This window comes from Acidaminococcus sp. HCP3S3_H5 (assembly GCF_052122235.1).
In the GTDB taxonomy this organism is placed as follows: Bacteria; Bacillota; Negativicutes; order Acidaminococcales; family Acidaminococcaceae; genus Acidaminococcus.
This window is the reverse complement of sequence record NZ_JBQKCS010000003.1, coordinates 38,393-52,562: the sequence shown is the minus strand read 5'-3', so window position 1 is coordinate 52,562 and position 14,170 is coordinate 38,393. Positions and strand designations below refer to the sequence as shown.

The window sequence follows — 14,170 nt, the reverse complement described above, 5'->3', positions numbered from 1 at the left end:
CAGTTCGCAATATTTTGAGGGGGAAAACACCATGACATTACGTACAGATGCAGAGACCATCATGGAGGAGGCCATTAGGGCTTCGCTTCCTGATGCGGCGGTAGCAAAAGCTTTGGAACATAAGGAGTTCGGCAGGGGGAAAATCGTGGTGGTGGCCATTGGGAAGGCCGCCTGGCAGATGGCCAAAACGGCGGTGGGGATCCTGGACGGACGGATCTCCAGCGGGATCGTGATCACCAAATACGGCCACAGCAAGGGGGAACTGGCCCCTCTGGAAATCTGGGAAGCCGGCCATCCGGTGCCGGATGAGAACTCCCTGAAGGCTACCCAGCGGGCCATCGACCTGGTCAAGGATCTGACGGCGGAAGACACGGTGCTGTTTTTGATCAGCGGCGGGGGCTCGGCTCTTTTCGAAAAGCCTCTGATTTCCCTGAAGGAACTCCAGGACATTACCTCGGACCTGTTGGCCAGCGGGGCGGATATCGTATCCATGAACACGGTGCGGAAACGGCTGAGCTCTGTAAAGGGCGGGAAATTCGCCCGGCTCTGCGCTCCGGCCCAGGTGTATGCCATTGTGCTCAGCGACATCATCGGGGATCCCCTGGACATGATCGCCTCCGGGCCGGCCTATCCGGATTCCTCCACCTGTGAGGAAGCCCTGGAGGTGATCCGGAAGTTCAAAATCATGCTGCCGGCAGATGCGGAAAAGGCCCTGGGGGAAGAGACCCCCAAGACCCTGGACAATGTGGAAACGGTGATTACCGGCAGTGTGACGGAACTGGCGGCGGCAGGCCAGAAGGCGGCGGAAAAGCTGGGGTATGAGACCTGGCTTTTGACCACCAGCCTGAACTGCCAGGCCAAGGAGGCAGGCAGCTTCCTGGCGGCTATCGGACGGCAGTACGCAGCCAGCGGAAAGAAGCTGGCGGTGCTGGCCGGGGGAGAAACGGTGGTCCATCTCCACGGCCGGGGCAAGGGAGGACGGAACCAGGAAATCGCTCTTGCCGCCGCTGACGGCATTGCCGGCCTGGACAATGTGGCGGTGTTCTCCTTTGGCAGCGACGGCACCGACGGCCCCACCGACGCCGCCGGAGGCTACGGAGACGGAACCACCAAAGCCCGGCTGGCGGAAGAAGGCATTGCCATTTCCGATGTACTGGACAAAAACGACGCCTACCATGCCCTGGAAAAAACCAAGGGTCTCCTGATCACCGGAGCCACCGGGACCAATGTAAATGATCTGAGTGTGCTGTTGATCGGGTAAAGCTGTCAAAGGCATCTTTCGCCTTCAAAAAAATTTGCCTGCAAATTTTATCATTCGGCCATTGACGATTGACAATTGACCATTGACAAAAAAAGAGGGTGCTGCTCTGCAGCACCCTCTCTTTTACACCTAAAACGTAACAAAAACGGTTACTTATGTAAAATAAAACAAAAATGTTGATAAAATAACAAAACAAGAGTATGATAAGTGCGTACAATAATTTTTCGTTAGGGGAGTGGAGATTACGGATAAGGAAGTACTGAAACAAAAAGTGTTCAAGATGATTGATGATTCTGCTCAGGAGCTGCAGGCCTATGCAGCGGATGTGGCTTCGGAACCGGAATTCGGGTTCAAGGAATTCAAGACTTCCGCCAAACTGGCGGCCCAGTTCGACAAACTGGGGATCCCCTACCGGAAGGGAATGGCCATTACTGCTGTCAAAGGGGTCCTGAAAGGGGGCAAGCCCGGTCCCACCATCGCCATCCTGGGGGAACTGGATGCCATTGGCTGCCCGGAACATCCCAAAGCGGATCCGGATACCGGGGCTGCCCACGCCTGCGGCCACCACATGCAGCAGTCTTCCATGCTGGCCGCTGCCTACGGCCTTGCCAAAACCGGGGTCATGAAGGACCTGTGCGGGAATGTGGTGTTCTTCGGGGTCCCGGCGGAAGAATACGTCCAGATCGCCTACCGGAAAAAGCTCCGGAAAGAAGGGAAGCTCCATTTCCTCCATGGGAAAGGCGAACTGATCTATGAAGGGGAATTCGATGACATCGACATGGCCATGATGATCCATTCCCAGAAACGGACCCCCAAACCGGTGGTGGCCATCGGTACCAGCAGCAACGGGTTCATCGGCAAGACCATCCAGTATGTGGGGAAGGCCGCCCATGCCGCCGACGCTCCGGACCAGGGTATCAACGCCCTGAACGCCGCCATGCTGGGGATCATGGGGATCAATGCCCTCCGGGAAACCTTCCGGGATGACGATGCCATCCGGGTCCATCCCATCATTACCAAAGGGGGAGACCTGGTGAACAATGTGCCTGACGATGTGCGGATCGAAACCTATGTCCGGGCCAAATCCATGGACGCCATCGACCGGACCAACGCCAAGGTGGATGCGGCTCTCCGGGCGGGGGGCGCCGCTATCGGGGCCAAGGTGAACATCGACACCCTGCCCGGCCAGCTGCCTCTCATCTGCAACCCGGAAATGAATGAACTGTTCGTCCACAATGCCCAGGACGCCTTCCCGGAGGTGGAAATCACCAACGCCGGCCACTTCAGCGCCTCCACGGACATGGGGGATGTGTCCCATCTGATGCCCGCCATCCATCCCTTCATCGGCGGGGTGGACGGACTGCTCCACGGACCGGATTTCAAGGTGGTGGATTTCCATGCGGCGGCGCTCCTGCCCGGGAAAGCCTTTGCCGGCATGGTCATCGACCTTTTGAGCGATGATGCCAAGGAAGCCAAGAAGATCCTGGCCGATTTCAAGCCGGCGCTTACCAAAGAACAATACATTGCCAAACTGGATGGCTATTTCAGCGAGGAGGAACCCGACCATGATTAACTGGAAACTGCACATTACGGCCCTGGCCCTGGTGGTCATCGCCGAACTGATCGGTATCAAATCCTTCAATCTGGGCCCGGGGAAAGTGGTGTTTGTCCCCATGCTCTATGCCCTGATCCTGGGGATCCTGACCACTCCCAACTTCTTTAAACTGACCAAACAGAAGGACATGGAAGACGCAGGCTCCCTGGTGGGCATTACCCTGATGCTGCTTATGGCCCGGTATGGGACCCTGGTGGGGCCCACCCTGCCGAAAATCATCAGTGCCAGCCCGGCTTTGATCCTCCAGGAATTCGGGAACCTGGGGACGGTATTTTTGGGGGTTCCCCTGGCGGTGGCCTTCGGGCTGAAACGGGAGACCATCGGGGCCGCCCATTCCATCGCCCGGGAACCCAACGTGGCTCTCATCGGTGAAAAATACGGCCTGGATACTCCGGAAGGCCGGGGGGTCATGAGCGTGTACATTGCCGGTACCGTGTGCGGCACTGTGTTCTTCGGGATCATGGCTTCCTTCCTGGCAGCTTTAAAGATCTTCCATCCCTATTCCCTGGCCATGGCCTCCGGGGTGGGGAGCGCCAGCATGATGTCCGCTTCCCTGGGGACCCTGACGGTGATGTATCCGGAAATGGCTGACCAACTGGCCGCTTTCGCCACCGCCTCCAACATGCTTTCCGGTCTGGACGGGGTATACATGGCCGTGTTCCTGGCCCTGCCTTTGACGGAATGGCTCTACAAGAAATGCTGCATCATCAAATACGGTCATGTGCTGACCAAGGAGGAGGAAGGAAAATGAGATCGTTTACTTTGCCTGAAACTACGCTGGTCCTCATTATCACGGCTTTCCTGTCCCTGGTGGCCAATACCCTGTCCAGCAACATTCCCTTTATGGACGCAGTCCCCGGCATGGTGATCCTCATCGCCATTTCCCTGGCAGGGATCGTGGCCGCCCGGGTGATCCCCGGAGGGATCCCGGCGGTGGCCTACATTACCACCCTGGGCTGTATCCTGACCTATCCCGGGTTCCCGGGCTCTGAAGTGGTCAACATGTATATGAAGAAAGTGGGCTTCCTGGCCCTGTGTACCCCCATCCTGGCCTACGCGGGGATCTCCATCGGCAAGGACATGGACGCCTTCAAGAAAACCGGCTGGCGGATCGTGGTCCTGGCCTGCGTGATCTTCATCGGCACCTACGTAGGGTCCGCCGCCATCGCCGAAGTGATCCTGAAAGCGCTGGGACAGATTTAACTGGTTGTCACTGGTCTCTGGCCAATGGAAAGAATCCGTGGCTGACGGGTTCTTTCGAATAAAAAAGACGTTGCTTTTCTTTTAATCTGTTGCTTGTTGTGAGTTCTTCTGAAGAGCAAGGACAAGCCAAAGGCGCGTCCGAGCCAGCTTCATACAATGAAAGACAGCCGCAGCCCGGCTGCCTTTCTTTATCCAGTGACCAGTGACAAGAGGCCAGTGACAGGGGGGTGTGAATTTTTCACACCCCCCTTTTTCTCTTGACAAATATCCCCCAACAGAGTATGATATGACCATGAAAGAAGGATACCCTGGTAGGGTATAGAAAGAGAGGATCGGTTATGAAACAATATATAGTAACAGGCATGACCTGTGCTTCGTGCCAGGCCCATGTGGAAAAGGCGGTGGCCGGGGTTCCCGGGGTCACCGGGGTATCGGTTTCCCTCCTGACCAACAGCATGGGGGTGGAAGGGACCGCCTCCGATGGGGATATTATCAAGGCCGTGGAGGACGCAGGCTACGGGGCTTCCGTCAAAGGAGCCGCCCAGGCCAAACAGGGAGTGGCGGAAAAGCTGGCCGCCGATGAAGAAGCCCTGAAGGACCATGAGACGCCCCGGCTCCGCCGGCGGCTGGTTACCTCCCTGGGGTTCCTGTTCCTGCTCATGTACATCACCATGGGCCACAACATGCTGGGGTGGCCGGTGCCCGCTCTGCTGGACGGGAACCATCTGGGACTGATGCTTACCCAGATGCTCCTGGCCATTATCGTCATGTACATCAACAAGGACTTTTACACCAGCGGTTTCAAGACCCTGTTCCACGGGGCTCCCAATATGGATACCCTGGTGGCCCTGGGTTCTTCCGTTTCCTTCCTGTGGAGCCTGGCGGTGTTCTATGATATCACCTTCCTGACCGCCCACGGAACGCCCTTCGAAGAACTCCACCACATGTACATGCACGACCTGTACTTTGAAACCGCAGCCATGATCCCTTCCCTGATCACCCTGGGGAAGATGCTGGAAGCCATGAGCAAGGGCCGGACCACCGATGCCCTGAAAGGGCTCATGAAGCTGGCTCCCAAGACCGCTGTGCTGATCCGGGACGGGAAGGAAGTCACCGTCTCCATCGATGAAGTCCAGAAAGGAGACATTTTCGCCGTCCGTCCCGGAGAAAACATCCCGGTGGACGGGGTGGTGGTCAAGGGCAATTCCGCCGTCAACGAAAGCGCCCTGACCGGGGAAAGCCTGCCGGTGGACAAGAAGCCCGGAGACAAGGTTTCCACCGCCACCATCAACCAGTCCGGGTACCTGGAATGTGAAGCCACCCGGGTAGGGGAAGACACCACCCTGAGCCAGATCATCAAACTGGTCAGCGATGCGGCGGCCACAAAGGCTCCCATTGCCCGGATTGCCGATAAGGTTTCCGCCGTGTTCGTGCCGGCCATCATCAGCATCGCCCTGGTCACCACCCTCGGCTGGCTGATCGCCGGAGCTCCTCTGGGCTCCGCCATTGCCCGGGGCATCGCCGTGCTGGTCATCGCCTGCCCCTGCGCCCTGGGGCTTGCCACTCCTGTAGCCATTATGGTGGGCAGCGGGGTAGGGGCCAAGAACGGCATCCTGTTCAAGACCTCCTCTTCCCTGGAAAACGCCGGGAAAGTGGCAGTGGTGGCTCTGGACAAAACAGGGACCATTACCAAAGGCCAGCCCAAGGTAACCGATGTGGTGCCGGCGGAAGGCTATACCAAAGAAAGCCTGCTCCAGCTGGCCTATGACCTGGAACAGAAATCCGAACATCCCCTGGCCAAAGCCGTAGTGGAAGAAGCGGAAGCCAAAGGTCTCAGAGCAGACGTTGTGGATGATTTCCAGGCTCTGCCCGGGAACGGACTCCAGGTGATCCAGAAAGGGAAGAAACTCATTGGCGGAAGCCTGAGCTTTCTGAAGAGCCTGGGGGCCCTGGATGACGCCATGGAAGCCAAAGGAGCGGAACTGGCCGGTCAGGGCAAGACACCCCTGGTGTTCGCCAAAGACGGGAAGCTGGCCGGGATGATCGCCGTGGCTGACGTGATCAAGGAAGATTCCGCCAAGGCCATCAAGGAACTCCAGAACATGGGCATCGAAGTGGTCATGGTCACCGGGGACAACCAGCGGACTGCCGAAGCCATCGGCCGTCAGGCCGGGGTGGACAAAGTGGTGGCCGGGGTCTTGCCGGAAGGCAAGGAAACGGTGATCCGGGAACTCCAGAAAGCCGGAGGCCTGGTGGCCATGGTAGGGGACGGCATCAACGATGCGCCGGCTCTCACCCGGGCAGACATCGGTATCGCCATCGGTGCAGGAGCGGACGTGGCCATCGATTCTGCCGACATCGTGCTGATGAACAGCCGGCTCACGGACGTATCCGCAGCGGTGCGGCTGAGCCGGGGCACCGTGACCAACATCCACGAGAACCTGTTCTGGGCCTTCTTCTACAATGTCATCTGCATCCCTCTGGCAGCCGGGCTGTTCAGCTACAAGATGAACCCCATGGTGGGGGCGGCGGCCATGAGTATTTCCAGCTTCACCGTGTGCATGAATGCCCTGCGGCTGAACCTGTTCAAGCTCCATGATGCCAGCCATGACAAGAAACGGAAGAACCCTGCAGCCGCTGTGGTGGAAAAAGCGGATCTGGCTCCTCAGCCTGCTGCCTGCCCGGTACCGGCTGCAGAGGGCACCACCGTGACCCTGAAAGTGAAGGGTATGATGTGCGCCCACTGCGAAGGCCGGGTGAAGAAAGCCTTGGAAGGCCTGGAAGGGGTCACCAGCGCCAAAGCCGACCACACCTCCGGCACCGTGGAAGTCACCGAAACCCGGAACGTCCCCGAAAACGACTTCAAAAGCGCCATCCTGAAGGCGGGGTATGAGTATGAGGGGAAGGAAGCATAAAGATGTCTGTTGACCATTGACCAAAGGGGCTGTTGCGCATGCGGCAGCCCCTTTTCCCTCTTGACGAAAATTCGTTAACAACGGTATAATGGTTAACGTAATACCCACTGATTAAAGGAGGATGTCTTTGACTTATGGCTTTGGAAAAAGGCGCAGTTGTTGATGGTATTGTCACCGGGATTACGAATTTTGGTGCTTTTGTGTCATTGCCCGAAAATAAGGTTGGTCTGATTCACATTTCTGAGGTTTCCAATGTCTTCGTCAAAGATGTACATGATTTCCTCAAGGTAAAGGATAAGGTTACCGTCAAGGTGGTTTCCATTGACGACAAGGGGAAAATCGGCCTGTCCCTGAAAGCCCTGATGCCTCCTGCTCCTGCACCGGAACGGAAACCGGCGGGAGAAAACAGACATTTTGAAAACAGACACTTCGAAAACAAACGGTTCGAAGGGAAGAAGCGGTTCGAGAGCAAACCCTTCCATGGAGCTCCCCGGGCCCAGGGTCCCATGAGCTTCGAGGACAAGCTTTCCCGGTTCCTGAAGGAAAGCGATGATCGTCTGCTGGATCTGAAACGGAATACGGAGTCCAAACGGGGCGGCCGTGGTGCTCGCAGAGGAGATTGATGAACACAAAAGGTACTTCCTCGGAAGTACCTTTTTTAATTAGAAGGTGAAAACGTTGAGTATTTTGGAAAACAGCCTGCGGCAGCTGGTGGCCCAGTCCCCCCTGTGGAAACCGGGGACGAAAGTCATCGCCGCCTTAAGCGGCGGAGCGGATTCCCTGTGCCTCACTGATGTGATGGCCTCCCAGGGAGAAGAAGACGGGGTGGATGTGCTGGCAGTTCATGTCCAGCACCATCTCCGGGGGGAGGAAGCGGAACAGGATGCCCGGCAGGCGGAAGAGTACTGCCGGAACCGGGGCCTGGCCTTCCGGCGGGTGGATGTGGATGTCCGGTCCCTGGCGGAAGGGGAAGGGCTTTCCCTGGAGGAGGCGGCCCGGAAGCTCCGGTATGGAGCCCTGGAAAAGGTCCGGCAGGAAACCGGTGCCGCTGCCATTTTCCTGGCCCATCATCAGGATGACCAGGCGGAAACCGTGCTCCTGAATCTGGTACGGGGCGCCGGTACCCGGGGGATGCGGGGAATGCTGCCGGTAAGCGGATATCTGGCCCGTCCCTTTCTGGAAATCACCCGGCGGGATACGGAAGCCTACTGTGAGGAAATGGGCCTTGCCTGGTGTGAGGACAGTTCCAATGAGAACCAGAGCCTGAAGCGGAACTGGGTCCGGAAGACCCTGCTGCCCCTTCTGGAGACCCAGAATCCCCAGATCCGGAAGCAGCTGGCCCAGGCGGCGGCTCTGGCTGCCAGCGATGAGGCCTATCTGGAAAAACTGGCCGGCCGGTACATCGGTGCCTACGGCCGGGAAGTGTTCGACACCTGGGATATCAAGGTGGAGAAGGATTTTGCCGCCCTGCCCCTGGCTCTCCAGAGCCGGGTGATCCGGATCCTGGTCCGTCGGGTGGGCGGAGCGGAAATGAGTTATGATCATGTCCGCAAAATATTGGAAATGATTGAACGGGGCGTGGGCAACAAGTCCCTGGATGTCCCCGGCGGTGTCCGGCTGATCTATCTGAACGGCCGGCTGATGGTGGGAAAAAACCAGCGGTCCCGGGAAGAAGAACGGGCCGCCAAGCTAGCACAAAAGGAGCGTCAGAGAAATGAACGAAAATCTTGAAAGAGTCCTGATCGATGAGAAAACCTTAAAAGCCCGGATCGCTGAAATGGGCGCCCAGATCAGCAAGGATTATGCCGGAGAAGAACTGGTGGTCATTGGCCTTTTGAAGGGGGCTGCCTATTTCCTTACGGAACTGACTCAGCACATCACCGTGCCGGTGCGGATTGACTTCATCAAGGCCTCTTCCTACGGTTCCGGCACCAAATCTTCCGGCAAAGTGGACATCGACTATGATACCTCCCGGAACATCGCCGGCAAAAACGTGCTGCTGGTGGACGATGTGATCGACACCGGACTCACCCTGAAGGAAGTGGGAGAACTGTTCCGGAACCGGAATCCCAAGACCCTGAAAGTGGCAGCCATGCTGGACAAGAAGGAACGCCGGCTGGTGAAGGTGCTGCCGGACTATGCCGGGTTCGAGATTCCCGATGAATTCGTGGTGGGCTTCGGCCTGGATTACGACGAAGAATACCGGAACCTGCCCTATATCGGTATCCTGAAACGGTCCGTCTATGAAAAATAATTCCATGTCTGCCGGTCCTTCCCGGAATGGTTCAGACAGGAAAGGAGCTCTAGTGTGAGTAAGTTTATCCGTAATCTGGTATTTTACCTGCTCATTGTCATTGTAGGGGTCTGGATCTACGATTATTACAATGCCTCCAGCACTCCTAAGAACGAAATGAGCTACAGCAACTTCATCAAGGAAGTCCAGCAGGATGAAGTGAAGAGTGTAACCATTGTGGACAATTCGGTGATCAAAGGCAAGCTGAAAAACGGTGCCGACTTCACCACCATTGCGCCCCGGGATGACAAACTGGTGGATACCCTCCGGGCCCGGGATGTGGAAATCAAGGCGGAACTGCCGCCCCAGCCTTCCATGCTCAGCAATATCCTGACTTCTCTCCTGCCCATGGTGGTCATCGTGATCCTCTGGTTCTTCATGATGAACAACGCCCAGGGGGGCGGCAGCCGGGTCATGAGCTTCGGCAAGAGCAAGGCCAAGCTTTATGGGGACGGCAAGAGCCGGGTCACCTTCAAGGATGTAGCCGGGGCTGATGAAGCCAAACAGGAACTGGAAGAAGTGGTGGAATTCCTGAAGGCCCCCCAGAAGTACAACCAGCTGGGAGCCAAGATCCCCAAAGGGGTGCTGCTCTACGGACCTCCCGGTACCGGGAAGACCCTCCTGGCCAAAGCCGTGGCCGGGGAAGCGGGGGTGCCTTTCTTCAGCATCTCCGGATCTGACTTTGTGGAAATGTTCGTGGGGGTGGGGGCCTCCCGTGTCCGTGACCTGTTCGACCAGGCCAAGAAAAACGCTCCCTGCATTGTGTTCATCGACGAAATCGACGCCGTAGGCCGCCAGAGAGGCGCCGGCCTGGGCGGGGGCCATGATGAACGGGAACAGACCCTGAACCAGCTGCTGGTGGAAATGGACGGGTTCGGTGCCAACGAAGGGATCATCATGATCGCCGCCACCAACCGTCCGGATATCCTGGATCCGGCACTGCTGCGTCCGGGCCGGTTCGACCGGCAGATTGTGGTGGACAAGCCGGATATCCGGGGACGCCGGGCCATCCTCCGGGTCCACACCAAAGGCAAACCCATCGATCCTTCTGTGGATCTGGGAGTCATTGCCCGGCAGACCCCGGGTTTTACCGGGGCTGACTTGGCCAACCTGGTGAACGAAGGGGCCCTGCTGGCCGCACGGCACAACCAGGTGACCATCACCATGAGCGACCTGGAAGAAGCCGCGGAACGGGTGATGATGGGTCCGGAACGGAAGAGCCGGGTGATCACCGACGAAGAGAAGAAGCTCACCGCCTACCATGAAGGGGGCCATACCCTGGTGGGGATGCTCCTGGACCATACGGATCCGGTGCACAAGGTGACCATCATCCCCAGAGGCCGTGCCGGTGGCTATACCTTGAGCCTGCCTACGGAAGACCGGTATTATGCCACCCGCAGTGAAATGCTGGATCAGCTGAAGGTGCTCCTGGGGGGCCGTGTGGCGGAAGCCCTGGTGCTCCATGAGATTTCCAGCGGGGCCAGCAGCGACCTCCAGCGGGCTACGGAACTGGCCCGGCGGATGACCTGCGAATACGGCATGAGCGATGTGCTGGGGGCTGTGACCTTCGGCCACCGGCAGGAACAGGTGTTCCTGGGCCGGGACATCGGTCGGCAGAACGACTACAGTGAAAAAGTGGCAGCCCAGATCGACGGGGAAATCCGCCGGTTCATCGACGAAGCCTACGAAGGCACCGTGAAGCTGCTCACCGACCATATGGACAAGCTGCACCTGATCGCCCAGAACCTGATGGAACGGGAGACCCTGGAAGGCCACGAGATCCAGGAACTGCTGAAATACGGCCATATCCTGGAAAAAGGCGAAGTGCCGCCTCAGGAAGAACCCAAGAAGCCCGCCGACGGTACCCCGGCTCCCATCGGACCGGTCCCAGCCGAAGAACCGGCCGAAGAACCCGTGATGGCGCCGGTACCGAAAGAAGTGCCTCAGGCGTAAAAAGGCTGTTGCCTTGGCAGCAGCCTGTCAACGGCCGCTGACCGCTGACTGTTGACTGCTGACAAGAAAGGGCTGTTGCTCAGGCAACAGCCCTTTATCCAAGCAATTGCGTTAACATACTTCTCCCAACAGGGAACGAAAGGAAGACTGTCATGCGTACTGAAATCCTGAACATCCTTCGTAAAAAAGCGCCGGAACCGGTTTCCGGCGAGGAACTGGCCAAACAGCTGGGAATCACCCGGACGGCCATCTGGAAGCATATCCAGACCCTGAAAAAGGAAGGCTACGGCATCGAAGCGTTCACCAAAAAAGGCTATGTACTCACTTCCGTGCCGGACAAACTGCTGCCTTCGGAAATCATGGCTCATCTCCATACCCGGTTCGTGGGCCGGTCCATCTGTTATGAGGAAAGCGTCACCAGCTCCAACGAAGTATTGAAGAAGCTGGCGGACAAAAACGTCGCCGACGGCACCGTCTGTGTGGCGGAAGAACAGACCGGGGGCAAGGGACGGCTGGCCCGGGGCTGGTTCAGCCCCAAAGGCAAGGGCCTGTGGTTCTCCCTGCTGCTGAAGCCCACCTTCCTGCCCCAGGAAGCCCCCAAAATGACCCTGCTCAGCGCCGTGGCGGTGGTCCGGGCCATCCGGGAAGTCTGCCAGGTGGATGCCAGGATCAAGTGGCCCAACGATGTGCTGCTGAACGGGAAGAAGCTGGTGGGGATCCTTACGGAAATGAGTGCGGAATTCGGCCACATCAACTATCTGGTGGTGGGCATCGGCATCAATGTGTGCGTGCCTAAAGAGATGGTGCCGGAAGAACTCCGGGCCGCCGCCATTTCCATTGCCGATGCAGCGGAAAAACCGGTGGACCGGGTGGCCCTCCTGGCCAAGGTGCTGGATTATCTGGAATACTATTATGACATTGCCTGCCGGGAAGGATTCGGCCCCATCCTGGACCAGTGGCGGAAATATTCTATCACCCTGGGAAAACAGGTGAAGGTGATCGCACCGGACAAGACCTATGTGGGGACGGCCCTGGACATCGATGATACCGGGGCTCTCCAGGTGAAGAAAGAGGACGGTACGGTGGAAACCGTCCTGGCCGGGGATGTTTCCATTCGTCCGGCCCAGGGAAAGGGGAAATACGCATGAACCGGACCAGAAACATGATGGGAGCCGGGCTGTTCACCGCTTTGATCATCCTCAGTTCCTATGTGACCATTCCCCTGGGACCGGTGCCGGTGACCCTCCAGACTCTGATGGTGCTCCTGGCCGGGTTCCTGCTGGGACCGGTGTGGGGACCGGCCAGCGTGCTGGTATGGATGGTCCTGGGCTGTGTGGGACTGCCCGTATTCAACCAGGGACAGGCCGGCATCGTCATGCTGGCAGGGCCCACCGGGGGCTTCATCCTCAGCTTCCCGGTGGTGGCCTGGCTGGCCGGGAAGATCAGCCGGGGATCCTGGGCCGGGGACAGGCTGTGGAAGAACTTCCTGGCCCTGGCCGGGGTGACGGTGGTGTGCTACATCATCGGAGCCATCGGCTTTAAACTGAGCTTTGCCTTTTTCCTCCACAAGCCCATGACCTGGGAAAAGACCCTGGCTCTGTCCGTGGCCCCCTTCCTGCCCCTGGACATCGTAAAAGCCCTGATCACCGCCTTCCTGGGCACCCGCATTCGCCGGGCCCTGAAGGCAGGGGGGATGTGGGAGTAAAGGCGGTCAATTGACCGTTGACTGCTGACTGCTGACAAAGGGGGTAATGCTGTATGTTCCATACAGCATTACCCCCTTTTCCTTGACAACTCCCCCCGTTGCCCCTATAATAAAGTCGTTTATGGACCGGACCTGTACGGAGAGAGAATGCCGGGAGCCCTGCTGCAGGGTGCTTCTGAGGGATTCCCAGGCCGGTCATTCTAGAAACCGATATGGAGGGTTTTCACCATGTTAATGGTCATGGATGTTGGCAACACCAACATCGTAGTAGGGGTTCACGACGGCAATACCTGGCAGGCACACTGGAGAATTTCCAGCAGCCGCTCCCGGACTTCCGATGAATTCGGCATCATCCTGGGCAGCATGTTTGCCTACAGCGGTATGGATATGAAGGATATCGAAAACATCATCATTTCCACCGTAGTGCCGCCTCTTCTGGTACCCCTGTGCAACATGTGCAAGCGTTTCTTCAGCATCACTCCCTTTGTGGTCACCAGCGAAATCAAAACCGGTCTGAAACTGGATTACGATGATCCCTCCCAGATCGGGGCCGACCGGATCGTCAACGCAGTGGCTGCCCACAACATGTACGGGGACAAGGGGAATCTGATCATCATCGACTTCGGCACCGCCACCACTTTCTGCGCCCTGACCCCTGCCGGGGAATACCTGGGTGGCGCCATTGCCCCGGGCATTGGCATTTCCACTGAAGCCCTGTTCCAGAAAGCGGCCAAGCTGCCCCGGATCGAACTGATCAAGCCCCCCAAGGCAATCTGCCGGGACACCATTCACGCCATGCGGTCCGGCGTGATTTACGGCTTTGTGGGCCAGATGGACGGCCTGATCACCCGGATGAAAAAAGAACTGGGAGGCCAGGCCTTTGTAGTAGCCACCGGAGGCTTTGGCAAACTGATGGCCAGCGAATCCGACCAGGTAGACGTAGTAGAACCCTTCCTCACCCTGGAAGGCCTGCGGATTCTGCATGAGATGAACAAATAAAGGCGGTCGCGGGTCACGGTCAGCTGTCAATGGTCAATGGCCGAAGGAAGCCAACTTTCGTTGGCTTTGAAAAATTGAAAACGGAATGACTGTTTCTGTCTGGAAGTGGAAACTCAGTTGTTATTGAGTTTTCGCCTTGGCTTTCTTTCAGACAGTTCTTTACAAGGAACAGATTCAAAAGCAGGAAGCAGTGAATTGCTGCTTCCTGCTTTCATTCGGCCATTGA

The 14,170-nt window shown here is 57.7% G+C and carries 12 protein-coding genes; all 12 read left to right on the top strand.

The window, feature by feature from the left end:
• The first annotated feature begins 31 nt into the window (after nt 1–31).
• The 12 genes from ACTQY5_RS04325 (at nt 32) to ACTQY5_RS04270 (ending at nt 13,944) form a co-directional block, all read left to right on the top strand.
• Nucleotides 32–1,261 (top strand): glycerate kinase type-2 family protein, encoded by a 1,230-nt coding sequence (locus tag ACTQY5_RS04325; RefSeq protein ID WP_022487353.1) that lies wholly within the window; start codon nt 32–34, stop codon nt 1,259–1,261.
• 235 nt (nt 1,262–1,496) lie between these two features.
• Nucleotides 1,497–2,834, top strand: coding sequence for an amidohydrolase (locus tag ACTQY5_RS04320; protein WP_022487352.1), 1,338 nt, complete (start codon nt 1,497–1,499; stop codon nt 2,832–2,834).
• A complete protein-coding gene (locus ACTQY5_RS04315) occupies nt 2,827–3,627 on the top strand; it encodes a DUF3100 domain-containing protein (RefSeq protein WP_022487351.1) in 801 nt (266 codons plus the stop codon). The genes ACTQY5_RS04320 and ACTQY5_RS04315 overlap by 8 nt, the downstream gene beginning before the upstream one ends.
• On the top strand, nt 3,624–4,079 hold the full coding sequence (locus ACTQY5_RS04310) for a hypothetical protein (protein ID WP_022487350.1): 456 nt from the start codon (nt 3,624–3,626) through the stop codon (nt 4,077–4,079). The genes ACTQY5_RS04315 and ACTQY5_RS04310 overlap by 4 nt, the downstream gene beginning before the upstream one ends.
• Before the next feature lie 338 nt (nt 4,080–4,417).
• A complete protein-coding gene (locus ACTQY5_RS04305) occupies nt 4,418–6,994 on the top strand; it encodes a heavy metal translocating P-type ATPase (protein ID WP_441368852.1) in 2,577 nt (858 codons plus the stop codon).
• A gap of 134 nt (nt 6,995–7,128) precedes the next feature.
• On the top strand, nt 7,129–7,617 hold the full coding sequence (locus tag ACTQY5_RS04300) for a S1 RNA-binding domain-containing protein (RefSeq protein ID WP_022487348.1): 489 nt from the start codon (nt 7,129–7,131) through the stop codon (nt 7,615–7,617).
• 55 nt (nt 7,618–7,672) lie between these two features.
• Entirely contained in the window at nt 7,673–8,725 is a 1,053-nt protein-coding gene (gene tilS / locus ACTQY5_RS04295) for a tRNA lysidine(34) synthetase TilS (RefSeq protein WP_441368851.1), read from the top strand.
• Nucleotides 8,709–9,248, top strand: a complete 540-nt coding sequence (hpt, locus tag ACTQY5_RS04290) for a hypoxanthine phosphoribosyltransferase (protein WP_022487346.1) — start codon at nt 8,709–8,711, stop codon at nt 9,246–9,248. Before tilS ends, hpt begins: the two co-directional genes overlap by 17 nt.
• Before the next feature lie 54 nt (nt 9,249–9,302).
• On the top strand, nt 9,303–11,240 hold the full coding sequence (ftsH, locus tag ACTQY5_RS04285; protein ID WP_022487345.1) for an ATP-dependent zinc metalloprotease FtsH: 1,938 nt from the start codon (nt 9,303–9,305) through the stop codon (nt 11,238–11,240).
• 152 nt (nt 11,241–11,392) lie between these two features.
• Nucleotides 11,393–12,388: a biotin--[acetyl-CoA-carboxylase] ligase gene (locus tag ACTQY5_RS04280; RefSeq protein WP_441368850.1), complete on the top strand. Its 996-nt coding sequence runs from the start codon at nt 11,393–11,395 to the stop codon at nt 12,386–12,388.
• On the top strand, nt 12,385–12,945 hold the full coding sequence (locus tag ACTQY5_RS04275; protein ID WP_441368849.1) for a biotin transporter BioY: 561 nt from the start codon (nt 12,385–12,387) through the stop codon (nt 12,943–12,945). Before ACTQY5_RS04280 ends, ACTQY5_RS04275 begins: the two co-directional genes overlap by 4 nt.
• 228 nt (nt 12,946–13,173) lie before the next feature.
• Nucleotides 13,174–13,944 (top strand): type III pantothenate kinase, encoded by a 771-nt coding sequence (locus ACTQY5_RS04270; protein WP_154488552.1) that lies wholly within the window; start codon nt 13,174–13,176, stop codon nt 13,942–13,944.
• Nucleotides 13,945–14,170 lie beyond the last annotated feature (226 nt).